The organism is Allobosea sp. TND4EK4, assembly GCF_900156025.1.
Taxonomy (GTDB): Bacteria; Pseudomonadota; Alphaproteobacteria; order Rhizobiales; family Beijerinckiaceae; genus Allobosea.
On the sequence record NZ_FTMO01000013.1, the window covers coordinates 39,310 to 62,694 of the forward strand.

A 23,385-nucleotide genomic window follows, 5' to 3' on the forward strand; every position below is an offset into this window, starting at 1 on the left:
CTCCGTCTGCTGGTTGCTTCGCTGCGCTCGCAATGACGCTGATCGGCGATCTCGCTGGCGCACTAGTATACCAGGGAATTGACCCTCGACCGGCTCGGGCCTAGAGAACGGGCAGCCAGACGGGAGATGCCCATGCTGCTCAACGACGATCGCCTTTTTCCCGCCGATCCTGTGACGCGCGGCATCGCGCGCCGGCTCTTCGCCACCGTCCGCGACCTGCCGATCATCTCGCCGCATGGCCACACTGACCCGCGCTGGTATGCCGAGAACCATGCGTTCCCCGATCCGGCAACGCTGTTCGTGAAGCCGGACCACTACATCTTCCGCATGCTCTACTCTCAGGGCGTCAGGCTCGAGCAGCTCGGCATCGCGCGCAAGGATGGCGGCGCGGTCGAGACCGATCCGCGCCAGATCTGGAAGCTCTTCGCCAGCCACTGGCACCTCTTCCGCGGCACCCCGACGCGGATCTGGTTCGAGCATGCCGCCTCGACCATTTTCGGTGTCAACGAGCGGCTCTCGGCCGAGAGCGCCGACCGCATCTACGACAAGATCGCCGCCAAGCTGGACGAGCCGGAGCTCAGGCCCCGCGCCCTGTTCGAGCGTTTCAACATCGAGGCGATCAGCACGACCGAGGGCGCCCTCGACGATCTGCGCTGGCATGACATGATCCGCGACTCCGGCTGGACCGGCAAGGTCGTCACCGCCTATCGGCCCGACAGCGTTGTCGATCCGGAATTCGAGGGTTTTGCCGACAATCTCGAGAAGCTCGGCGAATTGACCGGCGAGGATATCGGGAGCTGGACCGGCTATCTCGAAGCCCACCGCAAGCGCCGGGCCTATTTCAGGCAGCGCGGCGCGACCTCCTCCGACCATGGCCACGCCACCGCCCGTACCGCCAACCTCTCGGACGTGGAGGCCGAGAAGCTCTACGCCAAGGTTCTCAAGGGCAAGGTCTCGGCCAAGGACGCCGATCTCTTCCGCGGCCAGATGCTGACCGAGATGGCGAAGATGAGCCTCGACGACGGGCTCGTGCTCCAGATCCATCCCGGCTCCTACCGGAACCACAATCCCGTTCTGTTCGAGCATTTCGGCCGCGACATGGGCGCCGACATCCCGACCCAGACCAGCTATGTCGAGGCGCTGAAGCCGCTGCTCGACGCGGTTGGCAACGAGCCCGGCCTCACCGTCATCGCCTTCACCCTCGACGAGACCAGCTATTCGCGCGAGCTCGCCCCCCTCGCCGGCCATTACCCGGCGCTCAAGCTCGGGCCGGGCTGGTGGTTCCTCGATGCGCCCGAGGCGATGCTGCGCTTCCGCGAGCTGACCACGGAGACGGCCGGCTTCTACAACACGGTCGGCTTCAACGACGACACCCGCGCCTATCTCTCCATCCCGGCCCGCCACGACGTCGCCCGCCGGATCGATTGCACCTATCTCGCCAGGCTCGTCGCCGAGCACCGGCTGGAGGAGGACGAGGCGGCCGAGGTGGCGCACGACCTCGCCTATCGCCTCGCCAAGGAGGCCTACAAGCTGTGACGCGCCTCTCCAACGCCACGCTCGGCCAGCTCTCCCCCGCCGTCCGCCGCCCGGCCTATGACCGCACCGCCCTGAAGCCCGGCATCGTCCATCTGGGCCTCGGCGCCTTCGCCCGCGGCCACCTCGCCGACTATACGGAAGACGCGCTGGAACGGCGCTTCGGCGCCTGGGGCATCACCGGCGCCAGCCTCCAGCGGCGCGACCAGCGCGACCGGCTGAAGCCGCAGGACGGGCTCTACACCCTGCTCAAGCTCGCCCCGACCGGGCCGGAACTGCGCGTCATCGGCTCTGTGCTGGACGTCCTCGTCGCGCCGGAAAGCCCTGCCGCGCTCATCGCCCGGCTCGCCGCGCCCGATACGCGTATCGTCTCCCTGACCGTGACCGAGAAGGGCTATTGCCACGATCCGGCGACGGGCAAGCTCAAGGCCGACCATCCCGACATCGTCCACGACCTCGCCAAGCCGCAGGCGCCCCGTTCGGCCGTCGGCATCCTCGTCGCCGGGCTGAAGGCGCGCCGCGACGCCGGTCTTGGCCCCTTCACCGCACTCTGCTGCGACAACCTCCCCGCCAACGGCCATGTGCTGCGCGGGCTCGTGCGCGATTTCGCGGCTTTGCAGGACGACACGCTCGCGACCTGGATCGAGGCCAATGGCGCCTTTCCGGCGACGATGGTTGACCGCATCGTGCCAGCGACGACCGACGCGGACATCGCCGAGGTCGCGCGCCTGACCGGGCTGGAAGATGCCGCCCCCGTCATCGGCGAGCCCTTCCGGCAATGGGCGATCGAAGACATCTTCGCCGCCGGCCGCCCCGATTGGCATGAGGTCGGCGCCCAGATGGTCACGGATGTCGCGCCCTTCGAGTTCATGAAGCTCAGGATGCTCAACGGCGCCCACTCCTCGCTCGCCTATCTCGGCTATCTCGCCGGCCACGAGACGGTCGCCGAGGCCAGCGGCGACGCGATCCTCGCCCGCTTCCTCGAAGGCCTCTGGGCCGAGATCATCCCGACCGTGCCCGCGCCGCAGGGCGTCGTGCTCGCGGATTACGCCAGGGCCCTGCTCGCCCGCTTCCAGAATCCGGCGATCCGCCACCGCACCTGGCAGATCGCCATGGACGGCTCGCAGAAGCTGCCGCAGCGCCTGCTCGGCACCATCCGCGAGCGGTTGAAAGCCGGCGCCCCGATCGACCATCTCGCGCTCGGGGTCGCCGCCTGGATGCGCTACGTCTCCGGCACCGACGAGAAGGGCGCCGCCATCGACGTGCGCGACCCGCTGGCGGCGGAGTTCAGGCGGCGGGCCGACGCGGCCGGCCGCCATGCGCAGGCGCTCAGCGAAAGCCTGCTCGGCATCGAGGCGATCTTCGGGGCCGACCTGCCGGGCGAGCAGCGGTTTACAAAACCGGTGAGCGCGCATCTCGCCGCGCTCTTCGACAAGGGCGCCAAGGCGGCGGCGGCGAGCCTGGGCTGAGCCTCGCCCGCCTCTCGATGGCGGAAAGCGGCTGACCTCCCCGGTCATTGCGAGGAGCGCGGCGCCCCAACCCGCCCTCCGGCGGAGGAAATGGGGCGCGTCGCCGTGCCCCGCCACTTGATCCGCGCCCCCATCCCGCGCCAGATGCGTGGCGATGCTTCGCGCGCTCGCCCTTGCGGTCTTGCTCCTCACTGCCGCCACGGCGCTGGCCCAGGAGCCGCCGCGCATCGCCATTCCCAATTTCTGGGACCCGCGCATCCGGCTCGACAGGCCGGAGCCCGGGCCGCCGCGGGTGGTGCGCTTCCTGACCGATGACGACTATCCGCCTTTCCATTTCACGGCGCCGGACGGAGCGCTGACCGGTTTCTCGGTCGAGCTCGCGCGTTCGGTCTGCGAGAAGCTGGGCTGGACCTGCACCATCCAGGCACGCCGCTTCGACACGCTGCTGGACTCGCTCGCGGAAGGCCGTGGCGAAGTGGTGGCGGGGGCGATGAATCTCACCGTGCCGATCCGCCGACGCTTCGTGGCCAGCCACCTCTATTTCCGCAACCCGGCCCGCTTCCTGACGACACGCGGCAATGCCCGCCCGGAGCTGGACGTCGAAAGCCTGCAGGGCCGCCGCGTCGCGGTGGTCGCCGGTTCCGCCCAAGAGGCCTTCCTCGAGGCGCTGATGCCCTTCGCCCAGCGCCGCCCGGCGCCGAGCCTGAACGGGGCGCTGGCCTCGCTGCGCAGCGGCGATGCGGAATATCTCTTTGCCGACGGCGTCTCGCTCTCGCTGCTGCTGGCGAGCAGCCAGGGCGAACTCGCCTTCGCCGGCGGGCCCTATCTGGAGAGCACCTATTTCGGCGAAGGCGTCGCCTTCATCCTGCGCAAGGACGACCCCGCTCTGAAGCGCGCCATCGACTATGCGCTGCAGAGCCTGTGGGACGATGGCACCTATGCCAGGCTCTATCTGAGGTTCTTCCCGGTCAGCCCGTTTTGAGGCTCTCGGAGCGGCGGTTGCCACCGAACGAGCGTCATTCCGAGGCACGCCGCAGGCGTGAAACCCGGAATGACAAGGCGGCCCGACCTCAGGCGTTGCTGGCCAGCGCCTGCTTGGCGACGGCGGCGAGCCAGCCCGACGCCGCCGGCAGGATCGCGTCGTTGAAGTTGTAGCGGTTGTTGTGAAGCTCGCCGTTCGGCGCGGTCGGGCCATTGCCCATCCAGATGTAGCAGCCCGGCAGCCTCTGCAGGAAATGCGCAAAGTCCTCGCCGGTCGTCGAGGCCTTGAGGTCGCGGCGGACGGCGAGCCCTGCCGCCTCCCCGGCCGCGGCCGCCATTTCCTCTTCCGCCGGCGTGTTGACCGTCGCGCTGCCATGCATGATCTCGACATCCGCCGTCATCTCGAAGGTCGCGGCGACATGCTCAGCGATCGTCCGGATCCGTGCGAGCAGCCGGTCTCGCACCGCCGGCACGAAGGTCCGGAACGTCCCCTCGATGAAGACGCTGGAGGGAATCTGGTTCGAGGCGGTGCCGCCATGCACCTGCCCGATCGAGACCACCGCCGACTCCATCGGATCGACATTGCGCGCCACGATGGTCTGCAGCGCGACGATGAGATGCCCCATCGCCACGATCGGATCATGCGCCTGCTCGGGCAGGGCGCCGTGCCCGGCCTTGCCGTTGAGCGTGATCCGGAAGCGCCCGGGCTCAGACATCACCGGCCCGCGATGCACCGCGACGGTGCCCGCTTCCAGCCCCGGCCAGTTGTGCAGGGCGAAGATCCGCTGCATCGGGAAGCGCTCGAGGATGCCGTCCGCCAGCATCGCCTGGGCCCCGCCAGCCCCCTCTTCCGCCGGCTGGAAGACGAGCTGCACGGTGCCGCTCCAGCTCGGATCCTCCTTGAGCAGGGCGGCGGCGCCGAGCAGCGCCGTGGTATGCCCGTCATGGCCGCAGGCATGCATCACACCGGGATTCTGCGAGGTGTAGGGCAGGTCGTTGGCCTCAACGATCGGCAGCGCGTCCATATCGGCGCGCAGGCCGACCGAGCGCTCGGAGCCGCCGCGGCTCAGCGTCGCCACGATGCCGTAGCCCCCGACGCCCGGCGTGAACGGCACGCCGAGCTCGGTCAGCTTCTCCTGGACGAAGGCGCTCGTCGCCTGCTCGTACCGCCCGAGCTCGGGATGGGCATGCAGATGACGGCGCCAGGCGGTGAGCGTCTCGTGCAGGTCGTGGTTCAAGGCGTCATCCTCTGGGCCAAGCGTGTTCGGCTGCACGTTAGAGGAGCGGCGGCCCCCTGGACAACCGGCCGCCCGGCATGCCGCCCCTGCGGTCGAAGGCCGACGAAGCGGCATCGTCCGTCAGGACCGGCCTTCACCATGCGGGCTGGCGGAGCGATGCGTGCATTGACGCCGGCCTTCGCAATCTGCGAAAGCCCCTTTCCGCGTTTTTCCTGACGGAGAGGACACCGCCCGACATGCCCGCCTTCGACCCCGCCCTTGTGGAAGCCGCCCAGCGCTCGGCCGCCTGGCCGTTCGAGGAAGCTCGCAAGCTGGTGGCGCGGATCGAGAAATCGGGCAAGAAGACGGTGATCTTCGAGACCGGCTACGGCCCCTCGGGCCTGCCGCATATCGGCACCTTCGGCGAGGTCGCCCGCACCTCCATGGTCCGCCACGCCTTCCGCGTGCTGACCGGCAACACGATCCCGACCCGGCTCGTCGCCTTCTCGGACGATTTGGACGGGCTGCGCAAGGTGCCGGACAACGTGCCGAACAAGGAATTGCTGGCCGCCAATCTCGGCAAGCCCCTGACCGAGGTCCCGGACCCGTTCGGCACGCACGACAGCTTCGGCCGCCACAACAATGCGCGCCTGCGCGCCTTCCTCGACGGGTTCGGCTTCGACTACGAGTTCAAGTCCTCGACCGACAGCTACAAGGCTGGCGAGTTCGACGGCACGCTGCTCAAGATGCTCGCCCGCTACGATGCGGTGATGAAGATCATGCTGCCGACCCTGCGCGAGGAGCGGGCGGCGACCTATTCGCCCTTCCTGCCGATCCACCCGAAGACGCGCATCGTCATGCAGGTGCCGATCGACGAGGTGGATGCGGAGGCCGGCACCATCGCCTGGACCGACCCGCAGACGCAGGAGCGCTTCGTCACGCCCGTCACCGGCGGCCACGTCAAGCTGCAATGGAAGCCGGACTGGGCGATGCGCTGGGTCGCGCTCGGCGTCGATTACGAAATGGCGGGCAAGGATCTGATCGACTCGGTCAAGGTTTCCTCGCAGATCGTGCGCGCGCTCGACGGCACGCCGCCGGAAGGCTTCAATTACGAGCTGTTTCTCGACGAGCAGGGCCAGAAGATCTCGAAGTCGAAGGGCAACGGCCTGACGATCGAGGACTGGCTGACCTATGGCCCGCCGGAGAGCCTGGCGCTCTACATGTTCCAGCGCCCGCGCGAGGCCAAGAAGCTGCATTTCGACGTGATCCCGCGCGCGATCGACGAATATCTGCAGTTCCTGACTGGCTACGAGAAGCAGGACTGGAAGAACCGGCTCGGCAACCCGGTCTGGCACATCCATGCCGGCAACCCGCCGCAGCCGGAGGTCGTCGCCTCCGGCGAGGGCGAGAACGCCGTCCGCACGCAGATCACCTTCGGTCTGCTGATGAACCTCGTCGCGGTGGCGAACTCCGAGGACAAGACCGTGCTCTGGGGCTTCCTCCAGCGCTATGCGCCGGGCATCTCGCCGCAGACCCATCCGCGCCTCGATGCGCTGGTCGGTTACGCGATCGCCTATTTCCGCGATTTCGTGAAGCCGGCGAAGAGCTATCGCGAGGCCGACGAGGTCGAGCGCGACGCCTTCAGCAGGCTCGACGCCGCACTGGCCGCCCTGCCGGCCGATCCGACGCCCGAAATGGTGCAGGACACCGCCCTCGACGTCGCCCGCGCCATCCCGCGCTACCAGAACCTCACCGCCAAGAATGCGACGCCCGAGCGCCCCGGCGTCTCCGGCGAGTGGTGGAAGGCGATCTACCAGGTGATGTTCGGCGAGGATCAGGGCCCCCGCTTCGGCTCCTTCGCCGCGATCTATGGCATCGCCAACACCCGCGCGCTGATCGCCAAGGGGCTGGCGGGCGAGCTGGTCGCCGAGCATGCGGCGTTTGTCGAAGCGCGGAAAGCGGGCTGAGACGGGCGTTTGCCATCGGGAGAAACGCGCCGTCATCCCGGACAAGCCGCGCAGCGGCGCCGATCTGGGATCCACTCCGGAACGCTTCCGGCCGGGGTTCGGGAATGGATCCCGGGTCTCCCTGTCGGTCGCCCGGGATGACGAGGTGGGTTTGATGTCATCAACAGGAATTATCCAATGACACCCACCCAAGCCGTCGAGCACGCCATCACCTCGCGCCGCGCCCTCCGCGCCTTTCTACCGACGCCCGTCGATCCCGCGCTGCTGCAGCACTTGATCGCGCTCGCCGCCTGCACGCCGAGCGGGAGCAACATGCAGCCTGGCGCCTGCGGGTGATCGGTCCGCAGGCCCGGTCGCGACTGGAGGTCGCGCTGCTTGCGGCACACGAAGCCGGGAAGCGGCCCGGCGTCGAGGAATACCGCTATCATCCCGAGCGCCTGCGGGAGCAGGCTGGCGCTTCCGGCGAGTGATGGAAGGCGGTCTATCGGGTGACGTTCGGCGTGGAGCAGGGTGTGGAGCAGGGTTGAGGCTTCACCCCCTTCGCCGGGATCTGCGGATTACCCAATATCCGCGCGCTGATCGCGAAGGCGCTGGCGGCCACCTGGTTGCGCAGGATGGCAGGCCTCTTGACGCTCGCCAGGCTCCTTGAAGCGAATTCTTCTCCTGAATGCGCCTGTCAGGGCGACTGACACTGCGCCGACTCACGCTTGACCAAGACCGCGATACTGGCCGGCAAAGGCGATTTGGCCCGCAGTTCAAAGCCGCAAGGCACGGCAAGCTGGCGCCTGCTACCTCGAGCCGAGAGGTCGAGCCAGTTAGTCTTCTCGAAGTCCTCCGGGAGGGGTGCCGTCCCGGTATCGCTGGGCTTTGGAATACGTTGCGTCTTGATCTGCAGACCCTGCGCGCCCGAAGCGTTAAGAACTGAGACGAGCGTGTTGTGACCGCTTTGATTGCCATAGATGGCTACTTCGCGGCCGGCCGGAACGACAACGCGAAGCCGGGACACTCCGTCGAGTTCCTGCTGCAAAGCCGCCATGCGGCCTCTGACCCTTTGGATGTCACGTGCCTGCCGCTCGATGTTGCGATCGGCGGAGTGCAGACCGCCCTCCAGCTCGCCGACGCGTCGCTCAAGCTGGCATCCACCGACAAACATTGCAGTGACGACGATCGCAATTTGTAAGCGCATGTCGTGAACTCAAGCTTGCCAGTTGAGGTTGGGATCAGGGTCGGGCGACTTGGGCAGCATTTCGCAGACGAAGCCGATGACCTGCATTCCAGCGCACTCGATGCCCGCCGCGGTTCGCGTGAAGTCGTGGGTTTTCCGGTCGGTATTGCGCGAATAGTTGCCCCGGACCGAGAATGGCCCCCAGCCGACACTGGCGCTCGCGGAAAACTGCGTGGCGACATGCGTGTTCTCCTCACTCGTCATGTCGATGCCGAGCTTGAGGTTTTTTGCGACGATCATCGCGGTCGGATATGCGGGCAACTCGCCGTTCGGCGGGATCTTCCCGTCACTGAGGACCAAGTTCGAAATCTGCGGGTCGAATTTCCAGCCCCGGTCCCAGAATATCGTCGCATCCCACCAACTGCGCCGGATCGGGATACGCACCAGCTCCACTTCGACCTTCGAGATCAGCCCGTCACTCTTGAAGCGGCTTTTTTGCTCGGCATAGGAAGCCGAACCGCCGACGGACCAGAGCCCCAGATTGAAACCGCCGCCACCGCCGAAGCTGGTCGAGGAGGTTTCATTGACGGTGTGCACCTCTTCCCTGCCCATCGAGAATTTCGTCCAGGACGTCGCGTGGGCCTCATCCCAGAATTTTGAAGGGAAGAACTTGGTGAACAGATAGGGTGTCCCCTCTGGTGTCGTCTGCTCGGCCAGGCGCACGACTTCCTTCATTCGCTGCCATCGTTCGCCCGTCCCTCGGCCGAGTTCGGCGATCGTTGCAATAGCCTCCTCGATCTGGGTTTTGCCTCCGGCGAGCCAACGGTCGTATTTCTGTTGCACCTTTTGCCGCAGAATCCCGGCCTTGGTGAACCATTCGCTCTGAGCGGCGGGATCGTTCGGGCGCCCAAGATAGTCGGCCTGAAGACTCCTATAGGTCGTGAGAGCTGCCAGATAATCTCCCATGCGTTCCTGATAGGCTTCGTACAGGGGCGTGTCCGCCGGTACCTTCTTGGTCGCCCCAGTGGTCAGATCGACAGCGTCGACCATGCGGGTAAGCATCTCTTGAGCTGACGCCAGCCGCTTCTTTTCGTTGTTGTTCAATGTGACGACGGGGCGGATCGTTTCGCTTAACACGCGCTTGTAATAGGCGTCGACTTTACGGTCGGAAGGGACCCATTGGCCGCGGGGCGGCGGAACTGTATTGACCAAACTGGCGAAATCGGCGGCGATTTCTGATTTGTTGAGTTCAACGAAGCTGAAATCGAGATCGTCCTTGCCGAGTGGAATGCCCGGCAGACAGAACGAGACGTAGCTGCCGCCCACCGGAGCGAGATTGTTGATCGTGTCCGGGCCACAAACGAGGAGATAGATCTTTTCGAGCAGCGACTTCAGCAGGTCTTCTTCGCTTGTCATTGCACGCCCCAGGGTTAGCCGAGATTATCTCTCTACCATAGGTTGTGGAATGATGCTGTCAATGGCATCGCAGCGATTTCTCCGCGGCTTGACCCTGCGCGAAGCTGCGTGCGATCCCGGCTGTGTTGCAGGAGCCGGACCATGAGCGAGAGCGTCGTCACCGAAACCGTCGCAGCGGGCGTGATGCAGATCACGATGAACCGGCCCGACCGCAAGAACGCGCTCGACCGCGCGAGCTATGCCGGGCTGATCGCAGCCCTCGCTGCCGCCGAGGCCGACGCCTCGATCCGCGCCGTCCTGCTGACCGGAGCCGGAGGCTGCTTCACCAGCGGCAACGACATCAAGGACTTCGCGATCGCCGCCGCATCGGGCGAAGGGCCGCGCATCGCGATCGACTTCCTGACCGCGATCTCGACCGCCCGCAAGCCGATCGTCGCCGCTGTCGAGGGCTTCGCGGTCGGCATCGGCACGACGATGCTGCTGCATTGCGACCTCGCCTTCGCCGGCGAGGGCGCGACCTTCCGCCTGCCCTTCGTGACGCTCGGCCTGTCGCCCGAGGGCGGATCGAGCTATCTCCTGCCGCTCGTGGCCGGCGCGAAGAAGGCGGCCGAGCTTCTGATGCTGGGCGAGGCTTTCGGCACCGAGGCCGCGATGCAGGCCGGCCTCCTCAACGCCGTCGTGTCCCAGGGCACGGCGCTGGACCACGCGCTCGGCAAGGCCAAGGCCCTGGCCGCGCTACCGCCTGAATCCATGGCCCTCACCAAGAGGCTGCTGAAGCGCGGCACGGACAACGCCGTGGCCGAGACCATCGCGATCGAGGCGCATCATCTCGGCGAGCGCCTGCGTTCGCCAGAGGCGATGGCAGCCTTCGCCGCCTTCCTGAAGAGGTAGCGGCGGCGACGGCGTGGTGTTGCCGGCCGCGAAGCATGCCTCCGCGGCCCGACAGGTTCAGGGCGGCGTCACCTCGCCCTCGGGCACGATCTGCGTCCTCTTCCCGAAGGGCAGCATCCGCCACAGCATCAGACCCCAGATCACCACGGTACAGACCCCGAGAACGCCCGCGATCGGCCTCTCGAAGAACACCAGGAACGACCCGTCCGACTTGATCATCGACGTCATGAAGTTCTGCTCGAGCATCTCTCCGAGCACGAGACCGAGGATCAGCGGCGCGACGGGTACGCCATGCTCTTCGAGAAACCAGCCGAAAACGCCCATGACGGCCATGAGCACGATGCCATAGAGCGAGTTGGTCATCGCGAATGAGCCGACCATGCAGAAGATCAGGATGACCGGCAGCAGGATGTTGCGCGGCACCCTCAGGATCTGCTTGGCCGACTTGATCGCCGCCCAACCCAGCGGAAACATGATGAGGTTGGCCAGGATGAAGATGATGAAGACAGCGTAGATCAGTTGCGGCGTCTGCAGGAAGACGCTCGGCCCCGGATTCATGCCCTTCATATAGAGCACGCCGATGACAATGGCGGTGATGGAATCGCCGGGGATACCGAAGACGAGAGCCGGAATCCATGCGCCCCCGAGTGCCGCGTTGTTCGCCGATGTCGCGTCGACAATGCCTTCGATATGGCCGGTCCCGAATTTTTCAGGTTCTTTCGACAGCTTCTTAGACAGGGCGTAGGACACCCAGGCCGCGATATCGGACCCGGCTCCGGGCAGGGCGCCGATCAACGACCCCAGAATGGAGCCGCGGAAGAAGTTCTTCCAGTATTTGCGCCAGACGCCGCCGACACCGCGGAGAAGCCTCCCGACCTGTTGCTGCACCATGGCGCTGCCCTGATCGAGCGAGACCGCGCCACGCAGCAGTTCCGACACCGCGAACATCCCGATCAGCGTGGGGATGAAGTTGATCCCCGCCAGCAGGTCGACATTGTCGAAGGTGAAACGCGGCTGGCCCGCCGCGGGATCGATGCCGACCGTTCCGATCGCCAGCCCCAGGAACAACGACAGCAGGCCCTTCACCACGTCGCCGCTGCCGATGAAGACGGCGCAGGTCAGGCCTAGGCACGCCAACCAGAAATACTCGAAGGAGGAGAAGTTGATCGCCAGCTCCGCCAGGGCCGGCGCGAGCACGATCAGCACGATGACGCCGAAGATGCCTCCCATGACGGAAAACACCAGATTGACGCCCATGCACAGGTCGAGCTGACCTTTCTTGGTCATCTCGTAGCTTTCGTCGGCATAGGCCGCGGAAGCCGGCGTTCCCGGCATGCGCAGCATGGCGGCCGGGATGTCGCCGGCGAAGATCGCCATCGCCGTCGCGGTCACGATGGCGCCCAGCGCCGGAACGGGATCCATGAAGAAGGTCACCGGCACGAGCAGCGCGGTCGCCATCGTGGCGGTCAGGCCGGGCATGGCGCCGACGAACATGCCGAACATCGCGGCGCCCAGAATGACGGCCAGCACCTGAAACTGGAAAACAAGACCGAAGGCGGTTTCGATTGCAGCCATCGCCGCCTCCTCAGAGCAGGCTGTCGAGGATGCCGCGCGGCAAGGGCACGAGCATCATCGAACCGAAGAACCAGTTGACCAGCAGCGTCATCGCGACGGCGACGATCACCGCTGTCACAGGCTTCACGCCGAACCAGAGGAACAGCACGATCTGGATCGCGAACGCGCAGGGGATGAAGCCCAGCGTCTCGGAGGCGAAGATGTAGAATAGCATCGCGGCGATCATCAGCGCGAAGGACAGGACCTTGCGCGGATCCCGCGTCCAGGCCGCCAGCTTCAGCCAGGGCGCCTTAACCTCCCGCCGGTCGCGGATGATGAGGACAAGCGAGCACAGGATGATGCCCGCCCCCAGGATCCGCGGGAACAGGCTCGGGCCGTAGTTCTGGCCGGGAAAGGACGGAAACGAGAATGTCAGCGCGATCATGGCGGCCGCGAGAAGAACGAAAGCGGCGCCGACGATGGTGTCGTTGAAACGCATGGATCGACCTGGCAGGAGAAGACGCAGAAGTGCGCGCCGGCTGGTGCCGGCGCGCCGCGAAACGCACTCGCAGAGCGCCGTCAGCCCCTGGCCAGGCCGCCCGCCTTCATGAAGTCGCCCATCGCCTTGTCGCTATCGGCCATGTACTTCCGGAAGTCTTCCGCATTGGCGTAGATCATCGTCAGGCCGCGGGAATCCATGAAGTCCTTGTATTCCTTGGCCTCGTAGATCTTCTTGAGCTCCGCCGAGAGCAGCTTCGCGATGTCCGGGGGCAGGTTCTTCGGGCCGCCGATGCCGCGCCAGGACCCGAGCGTGAAGTTGATGTTCATCGCCTCCTTCAGCGTCGGGACATCCTTGAACTGCGGATTGCGCTCGGCTGCCATGATCGCCAGCGACCGCGCCTTGCCGGCATCGAGCATGGCGCGCGCCTCCGGGACCGAGCAGGTCACGAGGTCGATACCGCCGGCCGCCAGATCCTGCATCGCCGGTGCCGCACCGTTCGAGGGCACCCACGCCACATGATCAGGCTTCAGACCCATAGCCTGCAGCCAGCCGATCAGCGCCAGGTGCCAGATACCGCCCTGGCCGGTCCCCGAAGCCTTCATCTTGCCGGCCGGCGCGGTCTTGATCGCCTCCGCCAGCTCGACCACAGTCTTGTAGGGCGAGTCTCCCCGAACCTGCACGCCCGGAGGGTCGCTGTTCATCAGCGCCAGCGGCGTATAGTCGGCATAGGTCAGCTTGGTCAGGCCCTGATGGTGCATCATCGCGATTTCCGAGGTGATGATGCCGAGCGTGTAGCCGTCAGGGGCCGCGCTCGCGATGGCCGAATGCCCGACGACGCCCGAGCCGCCGGTGCGGTTCACCACATTGAAGGGCTGGCCGAGGCTCTTCTCCAGCAGCGCGCCGATGATGCGCACCACGGCGTCGGTGCCGCCGCCGGCACCCCATGGGCAAACCACGGTCACGGGCCGGGACGGAAACTTGGCCTGGGCGATGGCCGGCGCGGCGATCAGGCCAGCCGCGCCGGCAGCCGCGCCTTTGAGCACACTGCGTCTGTTGATGAGGGTCATTCGGGTATTCCTCCGCTAAATCGTTTTAATGTCCGGGCGCTCCTCGTCCGTGACGGGGCCCCCTTTGATTGACTCCAGTATAGGAGCCTATCCGGCTACGTGTGACAACCTCCCATTTCGCCGGTCAACGCCCGCACAGAAGCGGTACGACGGCGGAGCCCACGGCGCTCACCACGGCGCCGGTGCTGAGTTCGGGCCCCGCCTGCCCGCCCGCGACGGGAAGAGACGCGCCGTTTCGCGCCAGCAGGCTCAGGATCGCTTCGCCACCGACCATCGCATGGCGGCGCAGGGGCGCGACGCCGGCGACGAGCTGGCCGGCGGGCTCGTTCGCCACGGTGCCGACGAGCCGGGCCTGGCGGTCGAAGACCGCCGCCCCGGCCTGGCCCGGCTGGAGCGGCGCCAGCACGGCCGGCCTGCCGCCGGCCTCGGCCCCCTCGCCGGGCAGGGCCTGCTCCTGCGGCTGCCCGGCACCGCTGCCATAGGCGATCAGCACGAGAGGCACGCCGGGCCTGGCCTGGCCGCCCAGCGAGATCGGCTTGGCGACGACCGCGCCGTCGAGGTCGAACAGGGCGAGGCCGCTCGCCTCGTCCTTCGCGCGCAGCTTCGCATTGCGGCCGCCGATGCTGAGGCTGCGGCAACCTTCGGCGGTCGCGGCCGCGCCGAGGGCGAGCTTGTCCCCGACGAGGAGCGCGACGCCGGAGCGGATGTTCGGCCGCGCCGCCGGCTGGCCTCCCGGAAGCGGCGTCCCGCCGGCGGGGAGCCCTTGCGCTACAACCGGGACCGCGGAACCTTGCGTCGGCATCGGTCCGCTCGGGAACGGTTCGAAGCTGCCCGCGATGGCGATCACCAGCTTGTCGACGCTCGCCGCCTGCGCCTTGTCGTAGCCGATCGAGAAGCCGCGCAGCCCCTGCGGCCCAGCCGCGAGCCTGCGGTAGAACTTGCCCGTCGGCGTCTCACCGGTCACCACGAAGAAATCGGGCCTGAGCAGCTTGTAGGTGATCTTGCGCGGGCTGTTGGGGTTGACCGTGGTCGCCTTCTCGAACAGCGCCGCGAGGTTGTCCCCCGGCGGCGAGGCGGAGGTGTCGAGCGTCACTTTCTCGTCGGCGCTCTGCCAGCGACTGCCGGCCGGCGTCACGTCCCGCTTCGGCAGGAGCTTGGTCGGCACGCCGATCCTGACCCCCGTCTTGTCGTCGGCGATGAGCCGGAATCCGGCCGCATCGCGCGCCGCCTGCGCCGCCTTGGCCAGCGCCGCCCGTTCGGCGGGAGGCAGCACGCCGTCCGCCGGCCCGCGCCCGCTCTTGAACGTGTTGATCGCCCGGAAGGTCAGCGCGCCGAAGGAGCCGCTGGTCGCACCGGTAAAGCCGCCCGCCCAGATCAGATCGGCCTGGATCGCCTTGCGTTCCGCCTCGGGCAAGGCCTCGAAGCTCGCCTGGGCCGTCGCCATCTGCGGGTTGGGGGCGGGGGCGGGAGCCTGCGCATGAGCCAAGCCGAGCGAGGTCAGCAGCAGCACCGTCACCATCGACATCGTCCAAGGGCCGTTTCGGCGTACAGGCAGCATCATCGGGTCCTCGCGGGCGGATCGCGGCCGCATTGAGCTTCAGAATGCCCCGCACCGCAACCGGAACGGCGCAACCCAGAGGCGCGGGTCATCCCGGCGACCGCAGGGCGACCCGGGATCCATGCCGGAACCTCGCCGAGAACGCTCAGGCATGGATCCCGGATCTCCGCTTTGCTCCGTCCGGGATGACCCGCTGACTCAGACTGCTGAGGCTATACCGGCCGACGCATCCACCGCCTCCTTCATCCACACGACTTGCGCGCGAATCCGGCAGTGATAGCCTGCCGGCGCTTTCGCCCGTCATCGGACGGACGTCAGAGTCAGCCAGGCTGGCTGCTCCGGCCCCAGAGGATCGAGATGCCCATCCTTGCCCGCCTGCTGCTCGCGCTCACCCTGCTCGTTTCTGCGGCGCCCGCCTTCGCGCAGAAGGCCTATGTGCGCAACGATCTGGCAGCCGATGGGGTGAGGCTCGAGGAACGGCTGAAACGCGAGGTTGCAGCCGCAAACCGCCCGGCGGCCGATCTCGTGCGGGCTGGCGAGATCGCGCTGGCGCGCGGCGACGCCCGGGCCGTCCTGCCGCTCGCCAATGCCGCCGTCGTCGCCGACCCCAACAATGCGACCGCCTGGCGCCTGATGGCGCGGGCCGCCACCGGGATCGAGCCGCGCGACTACCGCGAGCGCTGGGAGCTGCGCGAGCGCGCCATCACCGCAGCCTATCTGGCCTATAGCCGCGCGGCCGGCCGCGCCGACGAGGCCGCCTCGCTCGGCGTTCTCGCCCAGACCTTCGAGCGCTACGAACTCTGGCGCCCGGCGCTGACCACCTATCGCCTGAGCCTCGACATCGCGGCCAACCCGGCGCTCCAGAGCGCCTATGAGACCCTGCGCGAGAAACGCGGCTTCCGGCTGGTCTCAAACAAGACCGATTCCGACGCCGCCTCCCCCCGCGCCTGCTTCGAGTTCTCTGAAGCCTTGGCGCGCGGGCGCGTCGATTTCGCGCCCTATGTCGCGATCTCGGGCGGCAAGGGCGACTTCGCCGTCAGCGCCGAGGATCGGCAGATCTGCGTCGACGGGCTGAAGCATGGCGAGCGCTACGCCATCGTCATCCGCCAGGGCGTGCCCTCCGCCATCCCCGACGAGACGCTGCTGAAATCGGCCGACTACGAGATCTATGTCCGCGACCGCACCCCTTCGGTGCGCTTCACCGGCAAGAACTACGTCCTGCCGCGCACAGGTCAGCAGGGCATCCCGGTCGTCTCGGTCAATGCCGGCCGGCTCGACCTCGAGGTGATGCGGATCGGCGACCGCAACCTGATCAACTCGGTCCATTCCGAGGACTTCCTGGGCCAGCTCGGCTCCTGGTCGGCCAAGCAGATCGCATCCGACAAGGGGCAGAGCGTCTGGACCGGCACGATGGAGGTGAAGTCCGAACTCAACAAGGACGTCGTCACCGCCTTCCCGGTGGTCGAGGCGGTCGGCGCGCTCAAGCCCGGCGTCTATGTGATGTTCGCCAAGCCTTCGGGCGGGGCGGCCTCGGTGCCGGCCGGCGACGACGGCGACGGCTACGATGACGGCTCCACCCGCGCGACGCAGTGGTTCGTCGTCTCCGATCTGGGGCTCACCTCCTTCTCCGGCCCGGACGGCGTGCATGTGCTCGCCCGCTCGCTCGCCGATGCCAGGCCCGTCGCCAATGCCGAGATCCGGCTGATCGCCAGGAACAACGAGGTGCTCGGCACCGCCAGGACCGACGCCAACGGCTATGCCCGCTTCGATGCCGGCCTCGCCAAGGGCGAGGGCGGCAATGCGCCGGGCCTCGTCACCGCCGGCCTCGCTGAGGATTACGGCTTCCTCGACCTGAAGCAGACCGCCTTCGATCTGTCGGATCGCGGCGTGAAGGGCCGTGTCGCCCCCGCCGGGCTCGACGCCTATCTCTACACCGAGCGCGGCGTCTATCGCTCCGGCGAGACGGTGTTCCTGACCACGCTGCTGCGCGATGCGAAGGGCGCTGCCGTCACCGGCCTGCCGCTGACGCTCGTCGTCAAGCGCCCGGACGGCGTCGAGTACCGCCGCCGTCAGGTCGAGGACCAGGGCGCCGGCGGCCGGGCCTATTCGATCCCGCTCATTGCGGGCGCCGCGACCGGCACCTGGCGCGTGCTGGCTTATTCCGACCCCAAGGGCCAGCCGATCGGCGAGACCTCCTTCCTCGTCGAGGACTACGTTCCCGAGCGGCTGGAGCTGACCCTCACGCCGAAGGCGCCGGTGCTTCAGGCCGGCCAGCCGGCCGAGCTCGACGTCGCAGCCCGCTACCTCTATGGCGCACCCGGCTCCGCCCTCGACGTCACCGGCGCGATGACGTTGCGCGCCGCAAGCCAGAGCGCGATTCCCGGATTCAAGGACTATCAGGTCGGCCTGACCGACGAGGCCTTCGACCCGGTGCAGACCGAGTTCGAGGAGAGCGCCACCACCGACGCCGCCGGCAAGGCGACGATCTCGAACCCCGTCCAGCAGGCCGAGACCAACCGCCCGCTCGAGGTCGAAATGACCGTGCGCGTCGGCGAGCCCGGCGGGCGGGCCATCGCGCGCTCCGTGACGCTGCCGATCGTGCCCAAGGGCGCGGCCATCGGTGTGCGCAAGGCCTTCAAGGATGGCGATCTGGGCAACGGCCAGACCGCGAGCTTCGACGTCATCATGGCAAGCGGCGACGGCAGGCGCATCGCCCGGCCGGGCGTGAAATGGGTGCTCTCCAAGGTCCGCCGCAACTATCAGTGGTTCTTCCAGGACGGCCGCTGGAACTATGAGGGCGTCACCACCACCCGCCGCGTCGCCGATGGCGAGGTCGCGGTCTCGGCCGATGCGCCGGCAAAGATCGCCGCCCCCGTCGAATGGGGCAATTACCGCCTCGACGTGACCTCGGACGGGGCCGAGGAGGCCGCGACCGCGATCTCCTTCAGCATCGGCTATGAGAGCGACAAGACCGCCGATACGCCCGACGTGCTCGATGTCGCCCTCGACAAGGCCTCCTACGCCGATGGCGAGAGCCTGCAGGTGCGGCTCTCGCCGCGCTTCTCGGGCAAGGCGACGCTCGCCGTGATCACCGACAAGGTCGCCGACCTGCGCACCATCGACATCGCCGAGGGCGGCACCACCGCGTCTATTCCCGTCAAGGCAGAATGGGGCGCCAGCGCCTATCTCGTCGTGCTCGCGCATCGGCCGATGGACACCGCCGCCAAGCGCCTGCCGGGCCGCGCCATCGGCCTCTCCTGGTTCCAGATCGGCAAGGAGCAGCGCACGCTCTCGGTCGATCTCGGCGCGCCCAAACTGGTGCGCCCGCTGACGACACTGTCGCTCCCGGTGAAGCTCGCAGGGTTCACATCCGGCGAGGAGGCCTATGTCACGGTGGCCGCAGTCGATGTCGGCATCCTCAACCTCACCCGCTATGAGAGCCCGGACCCGAGCCGCTATTTCTTCGGCCAGCGCCAGCTCGGCCACGATCTGCGCGACCTCTACGGCTATCTGATCGACGGCATGCAGGGTGTGCGCGGTACCATCCGCAGCGGCGGCGACGCCGCCCCGCAGCTCGAAGGCGAGAAGCCGACGCAGGAGCCGCTCGCCCGCTATTCGGGCGTGGTCAAGGTCGGGGCTGACGGCACGGCGAAGGTCGAGTTCGAGCTGCCCGCCTTCAACGGCACGGTGCGCGTCATGGGCGTCGCCTGGTCGGCCGGGCGCACCGGGCAGGCCAGCGCGGATGTGATTGTGCGCGACCAGGTGGTGGCGCAGGCGACGCTGCCGCGCTTCCTCGCCATCGGCGACCAGTCGCGCTTCTTCCTCCAGGTCGACAATGTCGAGGGCCCTGCCGGTGCCTATACCGTCGATCTCGACGTGAAGGGGCCGGTCCTGGTGGCCGCCGACGCGACCCGTCGCACCATGCAGCTCGCGGCCGGCGCCCGCACGCAGATGACGATTCCCGTCACCGCCGCAGGCCTCGGCCGCGCCGAATTCGATGTCCGCGTCTCCGGACCAAACGGCGTCGGCACGGTGCAGAACCTCGCCGTGCAGGTGAAGCCCTCGGCTGCGACGCTGGCCCGCCGCATCGTCCGCTCCATCCCGGGCAATGGCGGGTCCGTCACCGTCTCGGCCGATCTGCTGGCCGATCTCGTTCCGGGTTCGGGACAGGTTTCGGTGTCGGTCTCGCCCTTCGCGTCGCTCGACGTGCCGGCGCTGCTCAAGGCGCTCGACCGCTACCCCTATGGCTGCACCGAGCAGACCGTCTCGCGCGCCCTGCCGCTGCTGGCGGTGAACCAGCTCGCCTCGATGGAGAAGCTCGCGCTCGACGACAAGGCCGATGAGCGCGTCCAGAATGCGATCGAGCGCGTGCTCGCCCGCCAGGGCGGCAACGGCTCCTTCGGGCTCTGGAGCGTCGGCGGCGACGATCTCTGGCTCGATGCCTTCGTCACCGACTTCCTGACGCGGGCCCGCGAGAAGCAGTTCGCGGTGCCGGCCATCGCCTTCAACCTCGCGCTCGACCGGCTGCGCAACCAGGTCGTCAACACCGGCGACATCAACAAGGGGGAGGCGGCCGGCATCGCCTATGCGCTCTATGTGCTGGCCCGCAACGGCCGGCCGGTGATGGGCGACCTGCGCTATCTCGCCGACAACAAGCTCGGCGATTTCGGCACCGCGCTCGGCCGCGCGCAGATCGGCGCCGCGCTGTCGGCGCTGGGCGACCGTACCCGCGGCCGCGCCGCCTTCTCCAGCGCGCTCGGGCTGTTGCAGCAGGCGAGCGATGACGGGCTCTCGCGGCCCGATTACGGCTCGCGCCTGCGCGATGGCGCCGGCGTGCTGGCCCTGATCGCCGAATCGAACGGCGAGCGCGCCGACATCACGCGCGCCGTGTCGATCCTCGACGCCACCCGCAACAGCGCCCGCTACAGCTACACCTCGACGCAGGAGCAGAGCTGGATGGTGCTGGCCGCACAGGCCATGGCCAAGGACGCCGAGGGCATGACGCTGACCGTCGACGGCGCCTCCCGCAAGGGCCCGCTCTACCGCACGATTGCCGCCGAGGCGCTGGAAGCCCGGCCGCTGACCATCGCCAATCCCGGCAGCGCCAATGCCCAGGCGGTCATCACCGTTGCCGGCATCCCGACGGCGCCGGAGCCGGCGCTGAACCAGGGCTTCGGGCTGGAGCGCGTGATCTACACGATGAAGGGCGAGCGGGCCGACCCCGCCCGCCTGCGCCAGAACGAGCGCTATGTCGTGGCGCTGACGGTGACCGAGGCCGCCCCGCGCTTCGGGCGCCTGCTGCTGGTCGATCCGGTTCCGGCCGGGCTGGAGATCGAGAACGCAAACCTGACGGAGGGCGCCTCGACCGCGGGGCTCGACTGGCTGAAGCAGGAGGTCTCGCCGGTCCACACCGAGGCCCGCGACGACCGCTATGTCGCGGCCTTCGAGCGGATGGGCGGAAAGAACGACAAGCTCTCCTACACCGTCGCCTACATCGCCCGCGCCGTCTCGCCCGGCCGCTACGTCTCGCCCGCGGCCGTGATCGAGGACATGTACCGGCCCGACCGCTTCGGCCGCACGGGCTTCGGCACGGTGGAGATCAGCTCGGCGCGGTGATGAGGATGGGGCGCACAGGGCCATCATTCTCGGGCGAAGCGGAGCGAAGCCCGAGCATGACGCCGCGCCCCGGCCGCCTTCACAAGCTGGCGGTCGCCGCCGGTATCTGCCTGCTCGCGCTCGCCACGGCCGCCACCGCCCTCACCCTCTACGCCCGCTCCCTCCCGCCGCTCGATCTTTCCCGCGCGGGGGATCGCTCCACCGTGGTGCTCGACCGCGAAGGCCGGCTGCTGCGCCCCTTCCTCACCGCTGACGGCCGCTGGAAGCTGCCGGTGACCGGCGAGGACGTCGATCCGCGCTATCTCGCCATGCTCAAGGCCTATGAGGACAGGCGCTTTGAGGCCCATCGTGGCATCGACCCGCTCGGGATGCTGCGCGCCGCCGGCCAGATGCTGCTCAACGGCCGCGTCGTCTCGGGCGGCTCGACCCTGACGATGCAGGTCGCCCGCCTGCTCGAGCCGCAGGACGACCGGACCTTGCTGGCCAAGCTTCGCCAGGCCGTGCGCGCGGTCGAGCTGGAGCGGCGCTTCGACAAGGCTGCGATCCTCGACCTCTACCTGAACCTCGCCCCCTTCGGCGGCAATCTCGAAGGCGTGCGCGCCGCGAGCTTCGCCTATTTCGGCAAGGAGCCGAAGCGGCTCTCGACCGCCGAGGCGGCGCTGCTCGTCGCCCTGCCGCAATCGCCCGAGACCCGCAGGCCCGACCGCTTCGCCGAGGCGGCGCGAAAGGCCCGTGCGCGCGTTCTGGCTCGCATCGAGCGCGCCGGGCTCGCCACCGCAGGCGAGGTCGCGGCAGCAGGCGAGGAGGCGGTTCCGGCCGCGCGGAAGCCCTTCCCGAGCCTCAGCCCTCATGTCGCCGAACAAATGGTGGCGGAAGTCCCCGCGCAGCGCGTCCACCGCCTCACCCTCGACGCCCGCCTGCAGAAGAGCCTTGAGGCGCTCGCCCATGAGCGCAGCCTCGGCCTGAGCCCCCAGGTCTCGATCGCCATCCTCGCCATCGGCAACGAAACGGGCGCCGTGCGCGCCTCGGTCGGCGGCGTGGACTACTTTGCCGCCGAACGGGCCGGCTCGCTCGACCTGACGCGGGCGCTGCGCTCGCCCGGCTCGGCGCTGAAGCCGTTCATCTATGCGCTCGCCTTCGACAACGGCATCGCCCATCCCGAAACCATGCTGGAGGACCGCCCGGCCCGCTTCGGCTCCTATGTGCCGGAGAATTTCGACAGGGGCTTCCAGGGCATGGTCAGCGCCCGCAAGGCGCTCCAGCTCTCGCTCAACGTGCCGACGGTGGAGCTGCTCTCCGCGCTCGGGCCGCAACGTTTCCTCACGAGGCTGCGCGATGCCGGCCTCTCCCTCGCCTTGCCCAGGGAAGGCGGCGCGCCCGGCCTCGCCGTCGGCCTCGGCGGGCTCGGAATCACCCTGCAGGACCTGACGCGCGGCTATGTCGGGCTGGCGCGCGGGGGAGAGATGGTGCCGCTGCGGTTCCGGGAGGTGGATTGTTCTTTCGCCGTCATCCTGGGCGAACGGGGGGAGACCCGCGATCGATGCCGGGACGGTTCAGGCATGGATCCCGGGTCTAAGCCCCGCTCTGCCCGCAATGACGCCACCTCGTTGCCAAATGAACCGGGCAGAGCCCGCCTCGTCACCCCCGTCGCCGCCTGGTACGTCGCCGACACGCTGCTCGGCGCGCCGCCGCCGCTCAACGCCCCGCCCGGCCGCATCGCCTACAAGACCGGCACCTCCTATGGCTATCGGGATGCCTGGGCGGTCGGCTTCGATCGCCAGCACACTATCGGCGTCTGGGTCGGCCGGGCCGATAACGGCGCCGTGCCGGGACTGGTCGGCCGCCTCGTCGCGGCACCGATCCTGTTCGACGCCTTCGCGAGGCTGGGCATCGATCCGCGCCCCTTCCCGCAGCCGGCCGACGCGATTATCGCCAGCAGCAACCATTTGCCGCCGCCCTTGCGGCATCTGCGGCAGGACGTGCCCAAGACCGTTGCCGCGATCACGACGCCGCAGCTGCGCCTCGCCTTCCCGCCGGACGGCGCGCGCATCGACCTGTCGACGGCCAGCCTCGACGGGCTCGCCCAGCTCAATCTCAAGGCGGCCGGGGGCTCGCCGCCCTATACCTGGCTCGTCGATGGCGCGCCGGTCACCGCGCCCTTGCGCCGCCGCGAGGCCCAATGGGCCCCGCCCGGCAAGGGCTTCATGCGCATCTCTGTGGTAGATGGCAGCGGGGCAAGCGAGAGCGTTTCGGTCAGGTTGCAGTAGACCGCCGTCGGGGAACCCTCTCCCAAGGGAGAGGGCAGGGCGAGGGGTCGGCCGTTGGACCCTTTTGCTGAGACCTGGCCGCCGCTACGGCGACGGGGTGCTCATTGGCCCAGGGGCCAACGCATCACCCTGCCCCTCTCCTTGCGGGAGAAGGGTTCCGCGCGCCCTTTTGTCAGAGGCGT

General features: G+C 68.1%; 15 protein-coding genes. 9 read left to right on the forward strand and 6 right to left on the reverse strand.

Annotated features, from left to right (window positions below):
- The first annotated feature begins 132 nt into the window (after positions 1-132).
- The 3 genes from uxaC to BW981_RS17150 all read left to right on the forward strand — a co-directional run bounded on the left by uxaC (position 133) and on the right by BW981_RS17150 (position 3,984).
- Positions 133-1,536, forward strand: coding sequence for a glucuronate isomerase (uxaC, locus tag BW981_RS17140; RefSeq protein ID WP_076441427.1), 1,404 nt, complete (start codon positions 133-135; stop codon positions 1,534-1,536).
- The gene (locus tag BW981_RS17145; RefSeq protein WP_076441429.1) at positions 1,533-3,002 is read left to right on the forward strand and encodes a mannitol dehydrogenase family protein; all 1,470 of its coding nucleotides are present in this window, start codon (positions 1,533-1,535) and stop codon (positions 3,000-3,002) included. The genes uxaC and BW981_RS17145 overlap by 4 nt, the downstream gene beginning before the upstream one ends.
- Before the next feature lie 154 nt (positions 3,003-3,156).
- Entirely contained in the window at positions 3,157-3,984 is an 828-nt protein-coding gene (locus BW981_RS17150) for a transporter substrate-binding domain-containing protein (RefSeq protein ID WP_083712442.1), read from the forward strand.
- Between the two features lie 88 nt (positions 3,985-4,072).
- On the opposite strand, the gene BW981_RS17155 is transcribed toward BW981_RS17150, so the two are convergent.
- On the reverse strand, positions 4,073-5,221 hold the full coding sequence (locus BW981_RS17155; protein ID WP_076441433.1) for an amidohydrolase: 1,149 nt from the start codon (positions 5,219-5,221) through the stop codon (positions 4,073-4,075).
- Positions 5,222-5,457: 236 nt separating this feature from the next.
- Here BW981_RS17155 and BW981_RS17160 point away from each other — a divergent pair, with 236 nt between their 5' ends.
- From BW981_RS17160 to BW981_RS22680, 3 genes are all read left to right on the forward strand, one after another.
- Positions 5,458-7,167 carry a lysine--tRNA ligase gene (locus tag BW981_RS17160; RefSeq protein ID WP_076441480.1) on the forward strand — a complete coding sequence of 570 codons (1,710 nt, stop codon included), beginning with the start codon at positions 5,458-5,460 and terminating at the stop codon, positions 7,165-7,167.
- Positions 7,168-7,344: 177 nt separating this feature from the next.
- The gene (locus tag BW981_RS17165; RefSeq protein ID WP_083712444.1) at positions 7,345-7,503 is read left to right on the forward strand and encodes a nitroreductase family protein; all 159 of its coding nucleotides are present in this window, start codon (positions 7,345-7,347) and stop codon (positions 7,501-7,503) included.
- Positions 7,504-8,104: 601 nt separating this feature from the next.
- Positions 8,105-8,347 carry a hypothetical protein gene (locus BW981_RS22680; RefSeq protein WP_139333820.1) on the forward strand — a complete coding sequence of 81 codons (243 nt, stop codon included), beginning with the start codon at positions 8,105-8,107 and terminating at the stop codon, positions 8,345-8,347.
- 15 nt (positions 8,348-8,362) lie between these two features.
- Here BW981_RS22680 and BW981_RS17175 read toward each other — a convergent pair whose 3' ends face one another.
- Positions 8,363-9,748, reverse strand: a complete 1,386-nt coding sequence (locus BW981_RS17175) for a hypothetical protein (protein WP_076441437.1) — start codon at positions 9,746-9,748, stop codon at positions 8,363-8,365.
- A gap of 141 nt (positions 9,749-9,889) precedes the next feature.
- Here BW981_RS17175 and BW981_RS17180 point away from each other — a divergent pair, with 141 nt between their 5' ends.
- Positions 9,890-10,639 carry an enoyl-CoA hydratase-related protein gene (locus BW981_RS17180; RefSeq protein ID WP_076441439.1) on the forward strand — a complete coding sequence of 250 codons (750 nt, stop codon included), beginning with the start codon at positions 9,890-9,892 and terminating at the stop codon, positions 10,637-10,639.
- A gap of 57 nt (positions 10,640-10,696) precedes the next feature.
- Here the strand turns inward: BW981_RS17180 and BW981_RS17185 are convergent, their stop codons facing one another.
- From BW981_RS17185 to BW981_RS17200, 4 genes are all read right to left on the reverse strand, one after another.
- Complete coding sequence (locus BW981_RS17185; RefSeq protein WP_076441441.1) at positions 10,697-12,214, reverse strand: tripartite tricarboxylate transporter permease; 1,518 nt, start codon at positions 12,212-12,214, stop codon at positions 10,697-10,699.
- Between the two features lie 10 nt (positions 12,215-12,224).
- Positions 12,225-12,692 carry a tripartite tricarboxylate transporter TctB family protein gene (locus BW981_RS17190; RefSeq protein ID WP_076441442.1) on the reverse strand — a complete coding sequence of 156 codons (468 nt, stop codon included), beginning with the start codon at positions 12,690-12,692 and terminating at the stop codon, positions 12,225-12,227.
- Positions 12,693-12,772: 80 nt separating this feature from the next.
- On the reverse strand, positions 12,773-13,762 hold the full coding sequence (locus BW981_RS17195; RefSeq protein ID WP_076441444.1) for a tripartite tricarboxylate transporter substrate binding protein: 990 nt from the start codon (positions 13,760-13,762) through the stop codon (positions 12,773-12,775).
- Between the two features lie 124 nt (positions 13,763-13,886).
- Entirely contained in the window at positions 13,887-15,320 is a 1,434-nt protein-coding gene (locus BW981_RS17200) for a serine protease (protein ID WP_210188687.1), read from the reverse strand.
- 357 nt (positions 15,321-15,677) lie between these two features.
- On the opposite strand from BW981_RS17200, the gene BW981_RS17205 reads away from it, so the two are divergent.
- Complete coding sequence (locus BW981_RS17205) at positions 15,678-20,936, forward strand: alpha-2-macroglobulin family protein (protein WP_076441448.1); 5,259 nt, start codon at positions 15,678-15,680, stop codon at positions 20,934-20,936.
- 56 nt (positions 20,937-20,992) lie between these two features.
- Positions 20,993-23,203: a penicillin-binding protein 1C gene (gene pbpC / locus BW981_RS23450; RefSeq protein ID WP_076441450.1), complete on the forward strand. Its 2,211-nt coding sequence runs from the start codon at positions 20,993-20,995 to the stop codon at positions 23,201-23,203.
- Positions 23,204-23,385: the final 182 nt, after the last annotated feature.